Source organism: Streptomyces incarnatus (assembly GCF_001027185.1).
Taxonomy (GTDB): domain Bacteria; phylum Actinomycetota; class Actinomycetes; order Streptomycetales; family Streptomycetaceae; genus Streptomyces; species Streptomyces puniciscabiei.
In genome coordinates this window covers 1,689,888-1,709,682 of record NZ_CP011497.1, presented here as the reverse complement: position 1 = coordinate 1,709,682, position 19,795 = coordinate 1,689,888, and the positions used below count along the sequence as shown (strand labels likewise).

Annotated in this window: 19 protein-coding genes; 10 read left to right on the top strand and 9 right to left on the bottom strand. The window is 72.5% G+C overall.

Annotated elements, in window-relative coordinates:
• The first annotated feature begins 41 nt into the window (after positions 1-41).
• The 6 genes from uraD to ABB07_RS07550 all read left to right on the top strand — a co-directional run bounded on the left by uraD (position 42) and on the right by ABB07_RS07550 (position 6,955).
• Positions 42-554: a 2-oxo-4-hydroxy-4-carboxy-5-ureidoimidazoline decarboxylase gene (gene uraD, locus ABB07_RS07575; protein WP_208897990.1), complete on the top strand. Its 513-nt coding sequence runs from the start codon at positions 42-44 to the stop codon at positions 552-554.
• A gap of 4 nt (positions 555-558) precedes the next feature.
• Entirely contained in the window at positions 559-957 is a 399-nt protein-coding gene (gene uraH, locus ABB07_RS07570; protein ID WP_055703394.1) for a hydroxyisourate hydrolase, read from the top strand.
• Between the two features lie 4 nt (positions 958-961).
• A complete protein-coding gene (gene pucL / locus ABB07_RS07565) occupies positions 962-1,885 on the top strand; it encodes a factor-independent urate hydroxylase (protein WP_208897989.1) in 924 nt (307 codons plus the stop codon).
• Positions 1,886-1,948: 63 nt separating this feature from the next.
• Positions 1,949-3,376 (top strand): nucleobase:cation symporter-2 family protein, encoded by a 1,428-nt coding sequence (locus tag ABB07_RS07560; protein WP_208897988.1) that lies wholly within the window; start codon positions 1,949-1,951, stop codon positions 3,374-3,376.
• A gap of 67 nt (positions 3,377-3,443) precedes the next feature.
• Positions 3,444-4,829, top strand: a complete 1,386-nt coding sequence (locus ABB07_RS07555; protein WP_208897987.1) for an 8-oxoguanine deaminase — start codon at positions 3,444-3,446, stop codon at positions 4,827-4,829.
• Positions 4,830-5,587: 758 nt separating this feature from the next.
• Positions 5,588-6,955, top strand: a complete 1,368-nt coding sequence (locus ABB07_RS07550; protein WP_208897986.1) for a nucleobase:cation symporter-2 family protein — start codon at positions 5,588-5,590, stop codon at positions 6,953-6,955.
• Between the two features lie 199 nt (positions 6,956-7,154).
• Here the strand turns inward: ABB07_RS07550 and ABB07_RS07540 are convergent, their stop codons facing one another.
• Positions 7,155-7,949 carry a helix-turn-helix domain-containing protein gene (locus tag ABB07_RS07540; protein ID WP_208897985.1) on the bottom strand — a complete coding sequence of 265 codons (795 nt, stop codon included), beginning with the start codon at positions 7,947-7,949 and terminating at the stop codon, positions 7,155-7,157.
• 96 nt (positions 7,950-8,045) lie between these two features.
• Between ABB07_RS07540 and ABB07_RS07535 the strand changes: the two genes are divergently transcribed.
• Positions 8,046-8,900: an NAD(P)H-binding protein gene (locus tag ABB07_RS07535; RefSeq protein ID WP_425264689.1), complete on the top strand. Its 855-nt coding sequence runs from the start codon at positions 8,046-8,048 to the stop codon at positions 8,898-8,900.
• Between the two features lie 39 nt (positions 8,901-8,939).
• Here ABB07_RS07535 and ABB07_RS07530 read toward each other — a convergent pair whose 3' ends face one another.
• The 6 genes from ABB07_RS07530 to ABB07_RS07505 all read right to left on the bottom strand — a co-directional run bounded on the left by ABB07_RS07530 (position 8,940) and on the right by ABB07_RS07505 (position 15,715).
• The gene (locus ABB07_RS07530) at positions 8,940-9,362 is read right to left on the bottom strand and encodes an acyl-CoA thioesterase (protein ID WP_208897983.1); all 423 of its coding nucleotides are present in this window, start codon (positions 9,360-9,362) and stop codon (positions 8,940-8,942) included.
• A 51-nt stretch (positions 9,363-9,413) separates the two neighbouring features.
• Complete coding sequence (locus ABB07_RS07525; protein ID WP_208897982.1) at positions 9,414-10,052, bottom strand: hypothetical protein; 639 nt, start codon at positions 10,050-10,052, stop codon at positions 9,414-9,416.
• A 488-nt stretch (positions 10,053-10,540) separates the two neighbouring features.
• Positions 10,541-11,140 carry a histidine phosphatase family protein gene (locus ABB07_RS07520; protein WP_208897981.1) on the bottom strand — a complete coding sequence of 200 codons (600 nt, stop codon included), beginning with the start codon at positions 11,138-11,140 and terminating at the stop codon, positions 10,541-10,543.
• A 34-nt stretch (positions 11,141-11,174) separates the two neighbouring features.
• Positions 11,175-12,335, bottom strand: coding sequence for a serine hydrolase domain-containing protein (locus ABB07_RS07515; protein ID WP_208897980.1), 1,161 nt, complete (start codon positions 12,333-12,335; stop codon positions 11,175-11,177).
• 202 nt (positions 12,336-12,537) lie between these two features.
• Positions 12,538-14,355, bottom strand: a complete 1,818-nt coding sequence (locus tag ABB07_RS07510) for a trypsin-like serine peptidase (RefSeq protein WP_244189257.1) — start codon at positions 14,353-14,355, stop codon at positions 12,538-12,540.
• Between the two features lie 151 nt (positions 14,356-14,506).
• Positions 14,507-15,715, bottom strand: coding sequence for a pyridoxal phosphate-dependent aminotransferase (locus ABB07_RS07505; RefSeq protein ID WP_208897979.1), 1,209 nt, complete (start codon positions 15,713-15,715; stop codon positions 14,507-14,509).
• Positions 15,716-15,796: 81 nt separating this feature from the next.
• On the opposite strand from ABB07_RS07505, the gene ABB07_RS07500 reads away from it, so the two are divergent.
• The 3 genes from ABB07_RS07500 (at position 15,797) to ABB07_RS07490 (ending at position 17,603) form a co-directional block, all read left to right on the top strand.
• On the top strand, positions 15,797-16,438 hold the full coding sequence (locus tag ABB07_RS07500; RefSeq protein ID WP_208897978.1) for a winged helix-turn-helix transcriptional regulator: 642 nt from the start codon (positions 15,797-15,799) through the stop codon (positions 16,436-16,438).
• Between the two features lie 228 nt (positions 16,439-16,666).
• On the top strand, positions 16,667-17,017 hold the full coding sequence (locus tag ABB07_RS07495) for an antibiotic biosynthesis monooxygenase family protein (protein ID WP_208897977.1): 351 nt from the start codon (positions 16,667-16,669) through the stop codon (positions 17,015-17,017).
• Positions 17,018-17,177: 160 nt separating this feature from the next.
• A complete protein-coding gene (locus ABB07_RS07490; protein ID WP_208897976.1) occupies positions 17,178-17,603 on the top strand; it encodes a DUF4267 domain-containing protein in 426 nt (141 codons plus the stop codon).
• A gap of 119 nt (positions 17,604-17,722) precedes the next feature.
• Here the strand turns inward: ABB07_RS07490 and ABB07_RS07485 are convergent, their stop codons facing one another.
• Together ABB07_RS07485 and ABB07_RS07480 are read right to left on the bottom strand one after the other, a co-directional pair.
• Complete coding sequence (locus ABB07_RS07485) at positions 17,723-18,526, bottom strand: hypothetical protein (RefSeq protein WP_208897975.1); 804 nt, start codon at positions 18,524-18,526, stop codon at positions 17,723-17,725.
• Positions 18,526-19,788 carry a VWA domain-containing protein gene (locus ABB07_RS07480; RefSeq protein WP_208897974.1) on the bottom strand — a complete coding sequence of 421 codons (1,263 nt, stop codon included), beginning with the start codon at positions 19,786-19,788 and terminating at the stop codon, positions 18,526-18,528. Before ABB07_RS07480 ends, ABB07_RS07485 begins: the two co-directional genes overlap by 1 nt.
• Between the last annotated feature and the right edge of the window lie 7 nt (positions 19,789-19,795).

The following is a 19,795-nucleotide window of genomic DNA, read 5'->3' as shown; positions in this document are numbered from 1 at the left end:
CCGTTCAGCACGAAGGCCGGATCCGGCCACGGAGGCTCCCCGTGACTTCGACTTCCACGCCCCCGGGCCTGGCCCGGTTCAACGACCTGGAGGAGCGCGAGGCCCTCGCCGCCCTCCACGAGGCGTGTGCCTCCACGGAGTGGGCCCGGCGCCTGCTCGCCGCCCGCCCCTACGCCACCCCCGACGCGCTCTACGCCGCCAGCGACGCCGCCATGGCCGAGCTGACCACGGCGGACCTTCAGGAGGCGATGGCCGGACACCCGCCGATCGGGCGGCCCAGGCCCGGGGACCCGACCTCCGCGCGGGAGCAGGCCGGCATGGCCGGCGCCGCCGAGGCACTCAAGGCCGAGATGCTCGAACTGAACCTGGCCTACCAGGAGAAGTTCGGCCATGTGTTCCTGATCTGCGCCACCGGCCGCACCGGTGAGCAGATGCGCGACGCGGTCAAGGAGCGGATCGGCAACGCGCCGGAGCAGGAGCGGGAGATCGTCCGCACCGAGCTGGGCAAGATCAACCGCATCCGACTGGCCCGACTCGTCGAAGAGGACGCCTGACACCATGAGCACCAGCACCACCGCCTCCGTGTCCACCCACATCCTGGACACCTCGATCGGCCGCCCCGCCGAGGGCGTCGCCATCCAGCTCTCCGCCCGCTCCGGGCGTGCGGCCGACTGGCAGGCGCTCGGCGGCTCCGCGACCGACGCCGACGGCCGGTGCAAGGACCTGCCGGCACTGCCGGAGGGGACCACCCACGTACGGCTCGACTTCGCCGTCGAGCCGTATTTCGAGAAAAAGCAAGCCGATGCGCAGCAGGACGCCCCCGCGAATCGGGACAGCGGTGCGCAGTCCGTGTTCTTCCCGGAGGTGGCGATCACGTTCGCCGTCGTACCGGGCGAGCACTACCACGTGCCGCTGCTGCTCAACCCGTTCGGCTACTCCGTTTACCGAGGGAGCTAGCTAAATGCCCACCATCCTGGGACAGAACCAGTACGGCAAGGCCGAGAACCGAGTCGTAAAGATCACGCGGGACGGCGCCACCCACCACATCAAGGACCTCAACGTCTCCGTCGCGCTGAGCGGCGACATGGAGGAGGTCCACTACTCCGGCTCCAACGCCAACTGCCTGCCGACCGACACCACCAAGAACACGGTGTACGCGTTCGCCAAGGAGTACGGCATCGAGTCCGCCGAGCAGTTCGGCATCCACCTCGCCCGCCACTTCGTCACCTCGCAGGAGCCGATCCACCGCGCCCGGATCCGGATCGAGGAGTACGCCTGGGAGCGGATCGAGACCTCCGACGCCAACTCCAGGTTCATCGGCGCGGACGAGGTCAAGCACTCCTTCGTCCGCAAGGGCCAGGAGATCCGCGTCACCCAGATCACCTACGACGGTGAGAAGTGGGAGGTCGTCTCCGGCCTGAAGGACCTGGTCGTGATGAACTCGACGAACTCCGAATTCTGGGGGTACGTCAAGGACAAGTACACGACGCTCAAGGAGGCGTACGACCGCATCCTGGCCACCCAGGTCTCCGGCCGCTGGCGGTTCAACTGGACCGACGACGAGCAGAGGATGCCCAACTGGGAGAAGTCCTACGAGCAGGTCAAGAAGCACATGCTCCAGGCCTTCGCCGAGACCTACTCCCTCTCCCTGCAGCAGACGCTGTACCAGATGGGCGCGCGCATCATCAACAACCGCAGCGAGATCGACGAGGTCCGCTTCTCGCTGCCGAACAAGCACCACTTCCTGGTCGACCTGGAGCCCTTCGGGCTCAAGAACGACAACGAGGTCTACTTCGCCGCCGACCGGCCCTACGGCCTGATCGAGGCGACCATCCTCCGGGACGGCTGCGAGCCGAAGATCCCGGTCGACATGACCAACCTCTGACGCGGGACGCGTGTCCCCGGACCCGCCCACCGGGCCGGGGCACGCCACACCGGAGGGAACACCATGGCACAGCCTGCGAAGGGGCCGGCCCACGCCCCTTGTTCCACCCCGCCGGCGCACACCGGGAACGCCGTCACGCCCGACGCCGTCACGTCCGTGCACCCGGTGGACGAAAAGCTCCACCCGACCCGGCTCGTCCCCGCCGCGCTCCAGCACATCGCCGCCATGTACGCAGGCGTCGTCACTCCTCCGCTCATCATCGGCCAGGCCTGCGGACTCGACCTCGCGGCCCGCACCCGGCTGATCGCCGCGAGCCTGCTCGTCGCCGGCGTCGCCACCATCCTGCAGACCATCGGCGTGAAGGGACTCGTCGGCAACCGGCTGCCCTTCGTCAACGCCGCCTCCTCCGCCGGCATCGCCCCGATCCTGGCGATCGCCGAGAGCAACAGCAAGGGCCACCAACTCCCCGCCGTCTACGGCGCGGTGATGGTCGCCGGCGTCTTCTGCCTGGCCGTCGGCCCGTTCTTCGGACGGCTGCTGCGCTTCTTCCCGCCCCTGGTCACCGGCGTCGTCATCACCCTGATCGGCGTCACGCTGATGCCGGTCCCGGTCAGCTGGGCCCAGGGCGGCGACAAGAACGCCGCCGACTTCGGCGCCATGCCGCACCTCGCGCTCGCCGGGTTCACGCTCGCCGTGATCCTGCTGGTCCAGCGCTTCGGCCGCGGCTTCGTCAAGCAGGTCGCCCTGCTGTTCGGGCTGCTCATCGGCACCCTGGCGGCGATCCCGTTCGGCATGGCCGACTTCGGCGCCCTGAAGTCCGCGCCCGTCGCGGCCCTGCCCGCGCCCTTCGCCTTCGGACCACCCGAGTTCCAGCCCGCGGCGATCCTGTCGCTGTGCATCGTGATGCTGGTGCTGATGACCGAGTCCAGCGCCGGCATGCTCGCCCTCGGCGAGATCTGCGAGCGCCGCACCGACGCGCGGACCCTCACCCGGGGCCTGCGCACCGACGGCATCGCCACCCTGCTCGGCCCCGTCTTCGGCGGCTTCCCCACCTCCGCCTTCGCCCAGAACGTCGGCGTCGTCTCGCTCACCCGGGTGCGCAGCCGCTATGTCGTCGCCGTGGCCGGCGGCGCCCTGCTGGTCCTCGGCGCCTTCCCGGTGCTCGGCGCGGTCGTCTCCCTGGTCCCCATGCCGGTCCTCGGCGGCGCGGGCATCGTGCTCTTCGGCTCGATCGCCGTCAGCGGCATCCGTACGCTGTCGGAGGCGGGCCTGGACGACAGCTCCAACATCGTCCTGGTGGCCGTGGCGCTCGGCGCCGGCATCATCCCGCTGGCCGCGCCGGCCTTCTACGCCGGCTTCCCGGCCTGGGCGCGGACCGTGCTCGGTTCCGGGATCAGCGCGGGAGCGCTGGCCGCGGTCCTGCTCAACCTGTTCTTCCACCACCTCGGCACCCGGAGCCGTCACCCGGCCCCGGCACTCAAATCCTCCTAGGGTCCTGCCGTGCCCTCCCGTGGACCCTCCCCCTCCACGGGCCGCCACTCACAGACAAGGAAGCACGATGGCACCATCGGCAGCCCAGCGCATCGTCATCGAGAACTGTGCGATCGCGACCGTGGACGCGGGCGACACCGAGTACGCCTCGGGACACCTCGTCCTCGCCGGCAACCGCATCGAGTCCGTCGGCGCGGGACGGGCCCCCGAGGGCCTTCAGAACGTGGTGCGCCGGATCGACGCGAGCGGCCACCTGGCCACGCCCGGTCTGGTCAACACCCACCACCACTTCTACCAGTGGATCACCCGGGGTCTGGCCACCGACCACAACCTGTTCAACTGGCTCGTCGCGCTCTACCCCACCTGGGCGCGCATCGACGAGCAGATGACCTACGTGGCCGCGCAGGGTTCCCTCGCCATGATGGCCCGCGGCGGAGTCACCACCGCCATGGACCACCACTACGTCTTCCCGCACGGCTCCGGGGACCTGTCGGGCTCGATCATCCGGGCCGCCGCCGAGACGGGCGTCCGCTTCACACTGGCCCGCGGCTCGATGGACCGCAGCGTCAAGGACGGCGGGCTGCCGCCGGACTTCGCCGTCGAGACGCTGGAGGGTGCGCTCGCGGCGACCGAGGAGACCGTGCTCAGGCACCACGACGCCTCCTTCGACGCCATGACCCAGGTGGCCGTGGCGCCCTGCTCCCCGTTCTCGGTGTCGACCGAACTCCTCAAGCAGGGTGCGGAGCTGGCCCGCCGGCTGGGCGTACGGCTGCACACCCACGGCTCGGAGACCGTGGAGGAGGAGAAGTTCTGCCACGAGCTGTTCGGCATGGGCCCGACCGACTACTTCGAGTCCACCGGCTGGCTCGGTGAGGACGTGTGGATGGCGCACTGCGTCCACATGAACGACTCCGACATCGCCGCGTTCGCCCGTACGAAGACGGGCGTGGCCCACTGTCCGTCGTCCAACGCCCGCCTCGCGGCCGGCATCGCCAGGGTCCCCGACATGCTGAGGTCGGGCGTCCCGGTCGGCCTCGGCGTCGACGGTACGGCGTCCAACGAGTCCGGCGAACTCCACACCGAGCTGCGCAACGCCCTGCTGATCAACCGCCTCGGCGCCCACCGCGAGGCCGCGCTGAACGCCCGTCAGGCGCTGCGTCTCGGCACCCACGGCGGCGCCCAGGTCCTCGGCCGGGCCGACCAGATCGGCTCGCTGGAGCCGGGCAAGCTGGCCGACGTGGTGCTGTGGCGGATGGACACCCTCGCCCACGCCTCCATCGCCGACCCGGTGACCGCGCTGGTCTTCGGCGCGGCGGCCCCGGTCACCGCGTCCTTCGTCAACGGCGAGCAGATCGTGGAGAACGGCCGCCTGCTCACCGTCGACGAGGACACCATCGCCCGTACCACCCGCGAGGAGGCCCAGCGCCTCGCCCGGATCACCGCCCAGGCCTGATTCCTCACCCACGTGCCGGTGGGCCGGCCATGCCTACGCCCGGCCCACCGGACACTTCGGCCGAGCCGCCGCGAGGCGGGATACGCCGGCCCCCTCGGCGACCGCCCCCAGCGGCCGCCGGCACACCTGGCGGTCGCCCCGCGAGGCGGCCCGCCGGACACCCCGGCAGGCGGCCCCGCGGCCGGCTCGCCAGAAGCCCTGGCGGTCGCCCGCGCGGTGACCACCGGGGGACGGAGGACCAGGCGGACCGGACCGTGCGGCCGGTCCGCCGGACAACTCGGCGGTCACCTCTCGCGGGTGGCCGGCCGGAAGACGTGGCGGTCACCTCTCGCGGGTGACGCGCCGGAAAGGCCTCGGCGGGCCGGAGCATGCGGCCGGCCTGCCGGAGGACGTGGCAGGCCGGGCCGTGCGGTCGGTCTGCCGGAGTACTCGGCGGGCCGGGCCGTGTGGCCGGGTCGCCGGAGTACTCGGCGGGCCGCCCCGTGCGGGCGGTCTGCCGGAGGACGCGGCGGTCGCCCCTGCGGGCGGCTCGCCGGAACGCTCCGGTCGGGAGGGACGGCTCCCGACCGGGGTCCGTGGACCCGAGCGGGGTCCACGGCAGCCGTCCGGGGCGCGTGCGGAAGCACGCGCCCCGGAACGGTCACCGCTCGCACCGCTCAAGCGCCACCCCACCCCCGTCCCGGTCCCGCACGACCACACGCACCACCTCCATGAAACCCACGTCGACAAAGACGTGTCAGCCGCTCGGAGGAGCCGCCGTGGCCGCCCATCCTGTTGACGAGAAACTCCCCGCCCTCAAAATGGCGACCAGCGGCCTGCAGCACGTGGCCGCCATGTACGCGGGAGTCGTCGCCCCACCCCTGATCGTCGGCGCGGCCGTAGGCCTGTCCGGCAAAGACCTCACCTTCCTCACCGGAGCCTGTCTGTTCACCGCCGGGCTCGCCACCTTCCTGCAGACCCTCGGCTTCTGGAAGATCGGCGCCCGCCTGCCCTTCGTCAACGGTGTGACGTTCGCCGGCGTCGCCCCCATGACGGCGATCGTGGCGTCCGCCAAGGACAAGTCCGACGCCCTGCCGATGATCTACGGCGCGGTCATCGTCGCGGGCCTCCTCGGCTTCGTCGCGGCCCCCTTCTTCAGCAAGGCCGTCCGCTTCTTCCCGCCCGTCGTCACCGGCTCGGTCATCACCCTGATCGGCGTCTCCCTGCTCCCGGTCGCCTTCGGCTGGGCCCAGGGACCGAACCCGGCCGCGCACGACTACGGCTCGACGGCCAACCTCACCCTGGCCGGCATCACCCTTCTGATCGTGCTGCTGCTGCGCCGCTTCACCCGCGGCTTCGTCAAGCAGATCGCGGTCCTGCTCGGCCTGATCATCGGCACGCTGATCGCGATACCCTTCGGCGCCACCGACTTCTCCCCGGTCGCGCACTCCGCCGTCGTCGGCTTCCCGACCCCCTTCCACTTCGGCGCACCCACGTTCCACATCGCGGCGATCCTGTCGATGTGCGTGGTGATGGTCGTCTCCATGACCGAGTCCACCGCCGACATGCTGGCGCTCGGCGAGATCGTCGAACGCCCCGCGGACGAGCGGACCATCGCGGCCGGCCTGCGCGCCGACACCCTCGGCTCCGCCCTCAGCCCGCTGTTCAACGGCTTCATGTGCAGCGCCTTCGCCCAGAACATCGGCCTCGTCGCCATGACGAGGATCCGCAGCCGCTTCGTGGTCGCCGTCGGCGGCGGCTTCCTCGTGCTGATGGGCCTGTGCCCGATGGCCGCCTCGCTCATCGCCGTCGTCCCCCGCCCGGTCCTCGGCGGCGCCGGCGTCGTCCTGTTCGGCTCGGTCGCCGCGAGCGGCATCCAGACCCTGGTCCGGGCCGGCCTGGAGAAGGACAACAACGTCCTGATCGTCGCCGTCTCCCTCGCGGTCGGCATCGTCCCGATCACGGTCCCGGACTTCTACCACGCCTTCCCCGAGACCGCGAAGATCGTCCTGGACTCCGGCATCTCCACCGGCTGTGTGACGGCCGTCGTCCTCAACCTCCTCTTCAACCACATCGGCAAGGGCCAGGAGGCCGAGGACGTCACGCACCCGATGGAGCCGGGCCAGGAACTCACGGCCGCCCACTGAACACCCCCGCGGGGCACGGCGATCACCGTGCCCCGCACGGCCGCGTGCCGCGGTCCGGGCTCATCGACCCGCCGCGGGACCGGCCCACGCCATGAGGTTGGCCAGCAGCTCCGCCTGCTCGATCGCGTCGTCGAGGGCGTGGTGGGTGTGCCGGCGCCGGGACAGCATGGCAGCCACGGCCCCGGCCGCGCATTCCGATTCAGGCGCGCCGGCCCACCTGGCAGGGTGTGACCGCGGGGAGCCGGCCGGTGAAGTACGACCCGGGCGGCACGCCCATCAGGGCGCGGAAGTCGGACGTCATGTGCGACTGGTCGAAGTAGCCGGTGGCGGCGGCGAGGTCGGACCAGCGGGCGCTCCCGGCCCGGGTGGCGACCGTACGGACGCGGTCGATGCGGGCGTAGTGCTTGGGGGAGACCCCGACGCCGTCGGCGAACAGGTTCCGCAACTGCCGCTCGCTGACGGCCAGTTCCCGGGCGACATCCCGGACCTGCGCGGGCGCCCGGTCCAGCCGCACCGACAGCGCCGCCACGCCCGCCCGCAGCGCCGTCCGGGCCGGATCCACGGCGTCGGACAGCAGCCCGGGCAGCACCTCGGCCACGCGCGGCAGCGCCTCCCGGGGCTCCAGCCGGCGCACCTCGCGCGCGAGCCGGACCGCCGCCGGGCCCGGCAGTTCGTGCAGCGGCACCACCCGGCCGACCAGTCCGGCGGCAGCAACCCCCAGCAGGGGCCGGGCCGTACCCGGTGCGAGGCGCAGCTCCAGACAGGAGATGCTGGTCTTGCCCTCGTGGTAGGAGGCCCGTACCCGCGGCCCTACGGCCAGCACGTCACGCCGCCCGTCCGCGGTCACCCGCAGCACCACCTTGGTCACCGCGTCGGGCAGATGGACGAACGCCTCCTCGGGCGGCTCGGCGAAGGACACGGTCCGCACCCCGGCGAGCCACGGGCGCAGTACCCCGGGCGTGCTGCGGGACTGCCAGGCGGTGGTGTTCGGCACCCTTCCACCGTAAGCGCCCGGCGCCGCGGGACGGGTGGCCCGGCCGTGCCGGAATTTCCAAGAGCCGGGCCCCTCGGCCGGTCCACGGTGGATCTCATGATTCTGGTGACGGGTGCCACGGGCACCATCGGGAGTGACGTCGTACGACAGCTGGCCGCGCGCGGTGAGAAGGTGCGCGCCCTCACCCGCGACCCGGCGAGGGCACGGGTGCCCGCCGGGGTGGAGGCGGTGCGCGGGGACTTCCGCGAACCGGCGTCCCTGCGGGCCGCGTTGGAGGGAGTGACGGCCGCTTTCCTGCTGCGTCCGCCGGGCCCCGACGAGGGCCAGGACGCGGCGCTGGTCGCGGCGGCCGGTGCGGCGGGCGTACGGCGGCTGGTGAAGCTCTCCGCCATCGGCACCGGGGATCCGGCGGTCGGCCCCTCCGGGCTCTGGCACCTGGACGGCGAGCGCGCCGTGCGCGACAGCGGCGCCGAGTGGACGGTGCTGAGGCCGTCGTCGTTCGCCTCCAACACGCTGAGCTGGGCGGAGTCGCTCCGGGCGGGCGAGCCGGTGCCCAACATGACCGGGGACGGGGCATCGGGTGTCGTCGATCCCCGTGATGTGGCCGCGGTCGCGGTGACGGCCCTGGCCGACGCCGGGCACGCGGGGCGGACGTACACCCTGACCGGGCCCGAGGCCATCGGCGTCCCCGGTCAGACGGCCGTGCTCGCCGACGTCCTGGGCCGCCCGGTCCCGGTCCGGAACCTGACGCCGGGGGAGGCCCGCGAATTCCTGCGCACCGCCTGGGGTTTCGACGCGGAGCGGGTGGACGGCGTCCTGAGCGGCGTCGCGTACGTCCGCGACGGCGGCAACGCCGTGGTCACCGAGGACGTGCCCGAGGTGCTGGGCCGCCCGGCCCGGACCTTCCGGGAGTGGGCCGAGGACCACAAGGAGGCCTTCGGCGCGGACTGACCCTCCGGGGACCGGCAGCGGGCGCAGGCCTGCGGGGGCCTACAGACCGAACAGGGCGAGGTCCGTCGTCAGCTCCTTGAAGACCTCCCGCGGGTCGGCGACCAGCTTGCGCTCCTCGAGATCCAGCAGTCCGCCCACCGCGCTGACCTCGGCCGCGAGGGTGCCGTCGGTCTTGCGTATGTGCTGCAGGATCCGGAACGTCCTGCCGCCGCCCCACTCGAACTCGCAGGTCACCTCCACCTCGTCACCGGCGAGCAGTTCGCGCCGGAAACGGATCGTCGTCTCCAGTGCCACCGGACCGACACCCCGGCCCACCAGCCGGGCCTGGCTGATGCCGGCCGCCTGCAGCAGCGACCAGCGGGCGTGCTCCGCGTAGTTGAGGTACACCGACTGGTTGAGGTGTCCCTGGGTGTCGGTCTCGTAGCCGCGGACGGTCACGCGCACGGAAAACGGTTCGCTCACGGATTCCCCTTCTCGTGTACGGCACACAGACCCACTGATCCTTGCACGCGCTCACACCCGGCGCGGCGACGCCAGCAGATAGCGCACTCTCGTGCGCGGTTCGGTGTACTCGCCGGCCTGCCAGCCCGCGCGCTCCAGCGTGGCCGCGCAGGCCGCGAGGCTCTCCGCCCCCGGCGCGTACACGGCGACCGCCTCCGGCTGCGGGGTCGCACGCACCCGGTAACCCTCCGCCTCCCCGGCCGCCGGACGGTGCCCGGCCGCCTCCAGGGCCAGCGCCGCCGCCCGCACCAGATGCGTGCGCTCCCAGCCGCACGGCCGGTCCACGGCGCCGTCGGGGTTGGTCATCCGGCGCAGCTCCAGCAGCCCCTGCCAGGCGCCGTGCACCTCGCGCAGCCGGGCCGGACCGTCGGCGGGGGGTGCCTCCTCGCCGCCGACCCGCGCCGCGAACACCCCGGAGTCCGCCGCGGGCTCCGGGGTGTTCGGCTCCGGCACCGCCTGCCCCGGCTTCGCCTCCCGTATCCGATGCCCCGCCGGTGTCAGGAAGTGCTCATGCGGCGGCCGCGGGTGCCGGAAGGCCAGCCCCCGCCGCACCAGCGCCGCCAGCTGCGCCTCCGTACCCCGCAACCGCCCGGTCACCGGATCCGCGGCCTCGATCACCCGCCGCTGCGCGGCGGTCGGCGGTCGGCTCACAGCGCACCCCTTCCGCTCCCGTCCCCTGCCCGCGGGCCGCCCGTCACCCGGCCCATTTCGCAGAGTACGGCCCGGGTCCGACAACGCGGCCCTGGCTTCCGGGCGGCCGTCCACCCGCCGACAGCGGACGCAGGCCTGTCCGAGGCTCGTCCGAGGACAACCGCATTCGCCGGGCCGCATTCGCCGGGCCGCATTCGCCGGGCCGCATTCGCCGGGCCGCATTCGCCGGGCCGCATTCGCCGGGCCGCATTCGCCGGGCCGCATTCGCCGGGCCGCATTCGCCGGGCCGCATTCGCCGGGCCGCATACGCCGGGCCGCATACGCCGGGCCGTATACGCCGGGCCGCATACGCGCGGCCGTACACGGGGGTCCGCACACCGTATCCCGCACACGGTATGCAGTCGGCCCGGCCCGCGCCGCCGCCCGTACGCTGCCGCACCCACCCCCTGGTCCCGCAACCCCGCTGCCGCACGCCCGCTCCCGTGCACCTACTCCCGCGGCCCGATGTTCCACCCCGCCACCACCGGCCGCTCGTGCTCCGTCCCCAGCCGGCACAGGGTGCCCGTCGCCAGCTGGAACAGGGCCCCGTGCCGGGGCGGGAGGCCGAGGCGGCGGGCGGTGAGCACGCGCAGGAAGTGGCCGTGGGCGATCAGCACGACACCGTCCTCGGAGCCGGCGAGGGCGGCGTCGACCTTGGCCAGCATCCGGTCGGCGCGCTCGCCGACCTGCTCCGGGGTCTCGCCCGGATGCTCCGGCGGCCCCGGCGCCACACCGTCCGTGAAGAGGAACCAGCCGGGCCGGCTCCGCTGGATCTCGGCGGTGGTCACGCCCTCGTACCCGCCGTAGTCCCACTCCCGCAGGTCGGCGTCGACCCGGGCGTCCGGGATCCCGATCAGCTCGGCGGTCTCCCGGGCCCGCCGCAGAGGGCTGACGAACGCGGCCCCGATCCGGTGCGAGCGGATCAGCGGCACCAGCCGGCGCGCCTCCTCCCGCCCGTGCTCGGTGAGGGGCACGTCGGTCCAGCCGGTGTGCCGTCCGGACCGCGACCACTCGGTCTCACCGTGCCGGACGAGAAAGAGGTCACCCACGTCAGCGCCTTCCCGCTCGCCTGTCAGCACCGTGTCACAGGGAGGCGGCCGCCCGCAGGACGGACTCGGCCAGACGGCCGTTCTCCGGGGCGGCGCCCACCCCGGAGGGGAAGGAGAACCGGCGCCGGGTGTAGGCGTACGCGATGCCGTTCGCGGGGTCGGCGAAGCCCAGCGAGCCGGTCGCGCCGCTGTGCCCGAAGGTGCCGATGTCCAGGACCGGGTAGAGCCCGGGGGTGTGCTCGAAGCCGCGCGCGAAGTGGTTCTCGCTGCCGACGACCAGGTCGGGGCCGCCCGGGGTGCGCAGCTCGGCGAACAGGGCCGCGGTCGCGGGCGTGAGCAGCGGCGGCCTGCCGTCGACGGTGCTGATGGCGGCCGCGTACATCCCGGCGACTCCGCGGGCGTTGCCCACACCGCCCGAGGACGTCGGGCCGAGCGCCTTCACCCGGGGGTGGTTGCCGAAGGCCACGAGGTCGATCGGCTCCGGCCCGTGCGCGCCGAACGCGATGCCCCGGAGGCTGTCGGGAGCCGCCGCCCGCTCCTTCAGCAGTGCGGCCTCCTCCGGGGTCGGCAGCAGCGGCTGCACGTCCACCCAGCGCTTCTCGGCCTCCGCGGGCAGCCCCAGGTAGTAGTCGAGACCGTACGGCACCCGGATCCGCTCCTCGTACAGCTCCTGGATCGACCGGCCGGTCACCCGGCGCACCACCTCGCCGGTGAGGGCGCCGATGACGAAGGCGTGGTAGCCCCAGGCGGTGCCCGGCTCCCACAGCGGCTCGCGCTGCGCCAGCCGGGCCGCGATGATCCGGTCGTCCGCCAGCTCCTCGGTGGTGAAGGCCTGTTCGGCGTCACCGACGAGTCCGGCCCGGTGCTCCAGCAGCTCGCCCAGCGTCAGCCGGTCCTTGCCGTGCACGCCGAACTCCGGCCAGTAGGCGGCGACTTCACGGTCCAGGTCGAGCACCCCTTCCTGCACCAGCAGGGCGACGACGAGGTGGGCGGCTCCCTTGGCGATGGAGTACAGGGTCGTCAGCGAGTCCCCGTCGATGCCGTCCCCGCCCCACAGGTCCACCACGCGCCGCCCGTGCCGGTACACCACGAGCTGTGCGCCCGGATCGTCCCGCTCCCCGGCGAGCACCGCCGCGAACTCCTCGCGTACGCCCTCGAATCCCTCCGCCACCGTTCCGTGCACGTCGATCCGCATACGTCAGCCCCCTGTTCGGCGATCGGGTACGGAGTGCACCAACCGCAGGGCCGGGCCGGGCATTCCCGGGGCCGGCCGCCGGATGTGCCGTCAGGATCCGGTCGAGTCGCGCCTCGGCGGTTCCCTGGCGAGGGGCCCTTGTTGCCGCCGGCCGGGCGCCCGGTCGCGGGCGTCGTCGTCCCTGGTGCCGTCGTCGTGTCGGTCAGCTGCCCGACGGGACCAGCGTGTTCTCGGTGCCGAGGGACTTGGTGCCGGTCTCGGCGTACAGCGAGGTCTCGCCGTCGGACCAGCGCACGACGAGGTCGTTGCCGGTGTGGTCGGCGGTGAAGTCACCGGAGGTCATGACCTGGGCGTGCGGCCAGGTGCCGTTGGGGCCGACCAGCCGGGACCGGGTGCCGAGCCCGGCGGCCGAGATGCCGGAGTAGCTGTCGAGCGAGCCGTCGGACCAGCGCACGAGCAGGTCCGCGCCGCTCGTGCCCTTGAAGGCGCCGCCGCTGAACAGCGCGGCCTTGGTCCAGGTGCCGTTCGCCCCGACGAGCCGCTTGCCGGTGCCGAAGGAGCCGGAGCGGATCCCGGTGTACAGCACCAGGCTGCCGTCGGACCGGCGCACCAGCAGGTCGGTCGCGCCCTGGGCGCCGTGGAACTGCCCGGCGGTGAGCTGCACGGCGTTCGTCCAGTCGGACTTGGGCTTGGCCATCTGCACCTCGCGGCCCACGCCGGAGGCACCGAGGTCCGGGTAGAGGGTGACCTCGCCGTCGGACCAGCGCACCAGCAGGCCCGGCCGGGTGCCGCCGAAGGTCCCGCCGGTGATGCTCCGGGCGTGCGTCCAGGTGGAGTTGGCCTTCAGCAGCCGCTTCTCGGCCCCGAACCCGCCCTTGCCGTCGCCGGGGTACAGCGTGACCCCGCCGTCGGTCCAGACGACGAGCAGATCGCCGAGGCGGTCACCGGTGTAGTCCGCGGAGGCCATCAGCGCGGCGCCCTTCCAGCGGGCCGCGCCACCGGGCAACTGGAGTCCCGTGTACGGCGGCAGACCGGACGGCGGGTCCTGGCCGGCCACCGCGTCGGCGAGGAGGTTCGCGGCGTCGGCGCCGAACGCCGGGGCGTAGCTGATGTAGTCGACGTTCGCGTCGTTGCCGCCGCCGTTGTAGCCGCCGAGGTTGCCTATGACGTGGCCGGTGAGGGCCCCGTCCCGGTAGTCGGTGATCCAGGGGCTGCCGGACGTGCCGCCGTAGTAGCCGCCGCAGGTCATGGACATCTGCCGGTAGCCGGGGAGCTGGGTCGTCGGCACGGTGCACTTGACGGCCCGGCCCGCGCTGTTGTGCTGGTAGGAGGGGTAACCGACGACGGTGACGTTCTTCTGCGTGTAGCCGCCGGGGCGGGTGAAGGTCAGTCCGCCGCCCACCGCGTCCTGGAGGCTCTGGCCCTTCTGGTTGGCCGAGACCCGGGCGAACGCGGTGTCCAGGTCGGACGAGGGTCCCTTGGTGGTCGACGAGCCCTTGTCGGGCGTGTACCGGGGGTCGATGTAGACGTGCTGGATGTGGAAGATGCCGTACGGCTGCTGGTCCGGGCCGGCGCCCTGCACGAACTGCGGCACGAACACGTAGTCGCTCTTCATGTTCAGCGCGCAGTGGGCCGCGGTGAGGACGACGTTCCGTACGGAGGTGTCGATGACGCTGCCGGTGCAGTGCCAGGTGGTGCCGCTCGGCCCGTCGGAGCCGAAGAACGTCCCGACCAGCGGCGTCCCCGTGAACAGGGTGCCCTGGGGCCGTCCCGCCGCCGCGACCTGCGGCCCGGGTCCGCCGGGTGCCGTGCGGGCCGCGTCCAGCGGCTGGGCGTCCGCCATGCGCTGCGCGGTCCAGAACCGCGCGGCCTGCCGGGCCTCCTGCCCGGCCGACGGCGCCGGCGACCCGGCCGCCTGGGCCTGCGCGGCCGGAATCCCCCCGCCGAGGGCGGCGCCGCACACCGCGGCGACGGTCACCCGGCGTATGCGGGACGAGGACGGCTTTCTGTACGAGAACAACGGTGCTCCCCCTGGTCTGCTGGAACGCACCAGGGGGAGCTGCGGCGCGGCGCTGGTCGGGCGCGCACCGAGAGCGCGGTACCGGCCTGAGCGGAGGTCCCCCCGGTCATGCGGGTGATCTTCGCACAAGCGCGCGAACGAGCGAAACGGGCTACTGCCGGTACCCGCCGAGGAACCGCCCGATCCGGCCGATCGCCGCCTCCAGGTCCTCCGCGTGGGGCAGGGTGAGGATGCGGAAGTGGTCGGACGAGGGCCAGTTGAAGCCGGTGCCCTGGACCACCTGGATCTTCTCGCGCAGCAGCAGGTCGAGGACGAACTTCTCGTCGTCCAGGATCCTGTGCACCTTCGGGTCGATGCGCGGGAAGGCGTACAGCGCGCCCTTCGGTTTCACGCAGGACACGCCGGGGATCTCGTTCAGCTTCTCCCAGGCCACGTTGCGCTGCTCGTGCAACCGGCCGCCGGGCAGGGTGAGTTCGCGGATGGACTGCCGGCCGCCGAGCGCGGCCTGGATGGCGTACTGGGCGGGCGCGTTGGCGCACAGGCGCATGGAGGCCAGCATGGTCAGGCCCTCCAGGTAGTCGCGCGCGTGCTGCCTGGGCCCCGTCACCACCAGCCAGCCAGAGCGGAAACCGGCCACCCGGTACGTCTTCGACAGCCCGCAGAAGGTGAGGACGACCAGGTCGGGGGCGAGGGCGGCCGCCGAGTGGTGGACGGCGTCGTCGTAGAGGATCTGGTCGTAGATCTCGTCGGCGAACACCATCAGGCCGTGCCGGCGGGCGAGGTCCAGGATGCCCTCGACGACCTCCTTCGGATACACCGCGCCTGTGGGATTGTTCGGGTTGATGATGACCACGGCCTTGGTGCGGTCCGTGATCTTCGACGCCATGTCCGCCAGGTCCGGGTTCCAGTCGGCCTGTTCGTCGCACAGGTAGTGCACCGCCTTGCCGCCGGCGAGCGTCGTCACGGCGGTCCAGAGGGGGTAGTCCGGGGCGGGGACGAGGATTTCGTCGCCGTCCTCGATCAGCGCCTGTACGGCCATGGAGATCAGTTCCGAGACGCCGTTGCCCAGGAAGACGTCGTCCACGCCGACCTCGAGGCCGAGGGTCTGGTAGCGCTGGGCGACCGCCCGGCGGGCGGAGAGGATGCCGCGGGAGTCGGTGTAGCCGTGCGCCTGCGGCAGCATCCGGATCATGTCCTGGAGGATCTCCTCCGGCGCCTCGAAGCCGAAGGCCGCGGGGTTGCCGGTGTTCAGGCGCAGCACGCTGTGCCCCGCCTCCTCCAGCGCGTTGGCCTGCTCGATCACCGGGCCGCGGATCTCGTAACAGACCTCGCTGAGCTTGTTCGACTGCCGGAACTCCATGCGCCCCTCCGGAAACTGATGTTGCTTGGTTTTACCAAGTGGACGCTTGGAAAGTCCAACGTCTTGTCTAGACTGCGTCGCATGTCGCCACGCCGAAGCTACGACCAGTACTGCTCCGCAGCCCGCGCCCTCGATCTCGTCGGCGACCGCTGGACGCTGCTGATCGTCCGGGAGCTGCTGGCCGGCCCCCGCCGCTACACGGACCTGCACGCGGACCTCCCCGGCGTGAGCACGGACGTACTCGCCTCCCGGCTGAAGGACATGGAGCGCGACGGTCTCACGACCCGCCGCCGACTGCCCCCGCCCGGCGCCGCCTACGTCTACGAACTCACCGGCCGCGGACGTCAGTTGCTGCCCGTTCTGCAGGCGCTGGGCAGCTGGGGCGAGGCCGAACTGGGGGAGCGGCGCCCGACGGACGCGGTACGCGCCCACTGGTTCGCCCTGCCGCTGCTGCGCGCACTGGAGGGCGACGGCCTGGTCGAAGTCCGGCTGACGGAGGGGGACTTCCATCTGCGCCTCGGCGCGCCGGAGGGCCCGGTGTACGGCGACGGACCCGCCCCCGCCGAGCCCGACGCCCGCCTGACGATGGACGCGGCGACCTGCGAGGCGGTCGCCCGGGGCGAGGTGGGCCTGAGGGACGCGGTACGGGACGGCCGGGTGACGGTCACCGGCGACGGCGCACCGGCGAAGGCGCTCCGGGACGCCTGCCCCGGGCAACGGTGAACAGCGGTCGGTGCTGAGGGCTGATCCTGCCGCCCAGGCAGGACGTTGAGGTCACTGAACTGAGCTTCGGCAGGCGCTCGTTGAGTGTCGCCCCGCGTGCTCCCACGCGCTTGACAGGTGGGTGAGTACTCACTCACCATAGGGGCGGCGAAGGGGGTGAGTGAGCACTCACCCACCCATCGCCCACGGAGCGGCACGGACAACCGACAGCGAGAGGAAGTGCCGAAGATGGCCACGCTGCAGAGCCTGGACCCGAATACGCCGATGTTCGCGCAGTTCAAGGAGAAGGCCGGGCCCGTCGTCCTGGCCAACACCTTCTTCGTCCCGAAGGAGAGGACTGAGGCGTTCCTGGCCCTCTTCCGGAGGCAGGCCGAGTTCATGAAGGCTCAGCCGGGATTCGTCTCCCTGCGGATGCACAAGGGAACGGCGGACAGCCGGCTTCTGATGAACGTCGCCGTCTGGGAGTCGACCGAGGCGCTCGCCACGGCGTTCGGCAGCCCGGAGTTCCAGCGCATGGCGGCCGACTTCCCCGACGACATCGTGTCGTACCCGCACATCTTCGAGCAGATCGACCTATGACCCGGCAGCCGCGCGCCCGGGCGGCGCCGGGGCGTGAGGCCGGCGGACGTGACGGGCGCTCCGTCCGCGTCGCCGTCATCACCGCCGCCTTCGCCCGTCCGGTCGCCCCCTCGCTCCACGAAGCCCGCCAAGCCGACGCACACGCGCGAGGAGAAGAACGATGTCGCTGAAGAAGATCAACACCGTCCTGGTCGCCGCCTTCATCCTCTTCATCCTGTGGTTCGGAGGGGAGTTCATCCTGAGCCCGGAGACGACGGCGCCGAGCTTCGGCCTGCCGAGCTGGCCGTCCGGCGACGGCGGCGGCTTCCTGATCATCAAGGGAATCCGCGACGTCGTCCTGGCCCTGGTCCTGGGCATCCTGCTGGTGACGGGCCGGCGCCGGGCGCTGGGCTGGGTGCTGGTGGTGGAGGCCCTCGCCGCGTACGGCGACATGGCCACCGTGCTGGCCCACCACGGCTCCGTCGCCACCGCGCTCGGCGTCCACGGCCTGACCGGGACACTGATGGTGGTCAACGGCCTGCTGTTGATGCGCGAGACCCGCGAGGTCGCGACCGCTCCGGCGACGCCCGTCCCGCAGCCCGCCTGACGCCACCTCGGCGCGTGGCGGTATCCGCCTGCCGGCGCCCGCAGGGAGACGCGGCAGGCCGGAGGCGTAACGGCGTGAAGCGAAGACCCGCCGGCCGGCGGGTCTTCGGTCACGTCGGTTCAGGCGTTCGGCGGCACCCGCGACGGCCGTCCCGACCCCCGCGTCAGCGCATACCCGCCGATCCCGGCGAGAGCCGCGAGCACGGCCCCGATCCCGGTCCACACCCACCGGTCGGACCACCAGCCGGAGGACCAGCCGTCGTGCGAGCCGAAGCTGGACAGCACCGCCGGCTTCGAACCGTCCGTCTTCTCCGAGGACGTGACGGCGATACCGGGTACCAGCGGCTTGCCCAGCGAGCCGTCCGCGGCGGCCGCACCGCCGATGTCCTTGGAGTCGACGCGTACTTCGGCGCTCACGGGCTGACCGAGGTCGCCGGCGCCGAGGTCCACGACGGTCAGCCGGATGTAGTACGTCCCCGGCAGCGGGTCGTTGGCAGACGGCTCGGCCCAGCCGCGCACCGTACGCAGCACACAGGCGAGCTCGACCGAGGAGGCGTCCGGCGCGGCGGTACGGGGGTCGGCGCCGTACTGGCACGCCTGCCGGCGCCGCAGCCCGTCGTACACGTCGAGCTGCCAGCTCTGCGTGCCGTGCGTCCGCGGCAGCTTCACCTTCGCCTTGACGGTGGGCCGCTGGCCGATGTCCGCCGGGAACGACCAGTACATGTAGTCACCGGTGGAGCCGGACGCGGTGGCCTGCTGCCCCTGCTCCAGCTCCGTCGCCGTGCGGAAGGAGGTGCCCGCCCTGGTGGGCGCCGAGCCGTCGGCGGACGCGCTCGGCGAGGGGCTCGGGGTGTCGGCGGCGGCCGGCCCGGCGGCCAGGCCCAGCGCCAGCAGCGCCCCGCCCAGCACTCGTGTGATCCGCATCAGTTGGTCCTCCAGACCGCGATCCGCCAGCGCGACAGCCAGCCCCACAGCAGACCGGCGAGGAAGCCGGTCAGCACCAGGACGCCCAGCAGCCACCAGCCACGGCCGAGGCCGAAGGAGGCCACGTCGTGATGCCCGGACGGCCCGTCCACCACGTCCACGGTCAGCTCCAGCGGCAGACCCGGCGTGGTCTTCACACCGGACGCCGGCGAGAAGGAGTTGGTGACCTCAAGGCACACCGTCTCCGCGGGCGCGTTGTCGTCGTCGCTCGCCGGCTTCGGATAGCGCAGACCCGTCGAGATCACGTCCGTACGGCCCGTGCCCGCGGCCTCGCCCCGCACGATCTCGCGTCCGGGCACGGTCACCGCCCGCAGCAGCACCCCGTAGTCCGGGTTCACGGCACGGTCGTCGGCCACGCTCACCGAGGCGCGCAGCTCCTTGCCGGGGTCGACGTCGACCTTGTACCAGCGCTGCTGCCCGAACTCCTCCCGGTCCGTGTACAGCCCGGACTTCAGCGTCGGCGCCTTCGCGCACTGCGCGGCGCCCTCGGTGGCCACCGGCGTCACCACCGGGTCCGCCGCCCGGTCGACCAACTGGCCGACCCGGTCGGACAGTTCCTCCTTGTGCCGGACGTCGGTGTAGGTGCCGCCGGTGGCGTCCGCGATGCAGCTGAGCTGGTCGCGGGTCCTGGCGTCGGGCACCAGGCCGAGGGTGTCGATGGTCAGACCGATGCCCTTGGCCGCTATCTCGCGGGCCACCTCGCACGGGTCGAGCGGCTGGCAGGTGTCCTCACCGTCGCTGATCAGGACGATACGGCGGGTTCCACTGCCGCCGTTCAGGTCGTCCGCCGCCTTCAGCAGCGCGGGCCCGATCGGTGTCCAGCCGGTGGGCTGCAGCGTGGCCACCGCCGTCTTCGCGTCGGTCCGGTTCAGCGGGCCGACCGGGTAGAGCTGCGCGGTGTCCTTGCAGCCCTCCTTGCGGTCGTTGCCGCGGTAGTTGGCGCCCAGCGTGCGGATGCCGAGCCGCACCTCCTGCGGCGTCGCGTCCAGCACCTCGTCGAACGCCTGCTTCGCCGCGGCCATCCGGGAGCCGCCGTCGATGTCCCGCGTCCGCATGGAACCGCTGACGTCCAGCACCAGTTCGACCTTCGGAGCGGCCTGTTCCGTCTCGTCGGCGACGGCCCCGCCGGGGAACGCGATCCCGGCCGCCAGGGCGGCGAGCAGAGCACAGACGCCCGCCGCCAGCCGTTGTCTTGTGATCATCGGCGGA

Excerpts from the sequence above, each read along its gene's own strand:
- ABB07_RS07485 (WP_208897975.1), bottom strand. The coding sequence starts at position 18,526 with ATGCGGATCACACGAGTGCTGGGCGGGGCGCTGCTGGCGCTGGGCCTG.
- ABB07_RS07560 (WP_208897988.1), top strand. The coding sequence starts at position 1,949 with ATGGCACAGCCTGCGAAGGGGCCGGCCCACGCCCCTTGTTCCACCCCG.
- ABB07_RS07535 (WP_425264689.1), top strand. The coding sequence starts at position 8,046 with ATGATTCTGGTGACGGGTGCCACGGGCACCATCGGGAGTGACGTCGTA.
- ABB07_RS07500 (WP_208897978.1), top strand. The coding sequence starts at position 15,797 with ATGTCGCCACGCCGAAGCTACGACCAGTACTGCTCCGCAGCCCGCGCC.
- ABB07_RS07495 (WP_208897977.1), top strand. The coding sequence starts at position 16,667 with ATGGCCACGCTGCAGAGCCTGGACCCGAATACGCCGATGTTCGCGCAG.
- ABB07_RS07515 (WP_208897980.1), bottom strand. The coding sequence starts at position 12,335 with ATGCGGATCGACGTGCACGGAACGGTGGCGGAGGGATTCGAGGGCGTA.
- ABB07_RS07505 (WP_208897979.1), bottom strand. The coding sequence starts at position 15,715 with ATGGAGTTCCGGCAGTCGAACAAGCTCAGCGAGGTCTGTTACGAGATC.
- pucL (WP_208897989.1), top strand. The coding sequence starts at position 962 with ATGCCCACCATCCTGGGACAGAACCAGTACGGCAAGGCCGAGAACCGA.
- ABB07_RS07480 (WP_208897974.1), bottom strand. The coding sequence starts at position 19,788 with ATGATCACAAGACAACGGCTGGCGGCGGGCGTCTGTGCTCTGCTCGCC.
- uraH (WP_055703394.1), top strand. The coding sequence starts at position 559 with ATGAGCACCAGCACCACCGCCTCCGTGTCCACCCACATCCTGGACACC.
- ABB07_RS07490 (WP_208897976.1), top strand. The coding sequence starts at position 17,178 with ATGTCGCTGAAGAAGATCAACACCGTCCTGGTCGCCGCCTTCATCCTC.
- ABB07_RS07555 (WP_208897987.1), top strand. The coding sequence starts at position 3,444 with ATGGCACCATCGGCAGCCCAGCGCATCGTCATCGAGAACTGTGCGATC.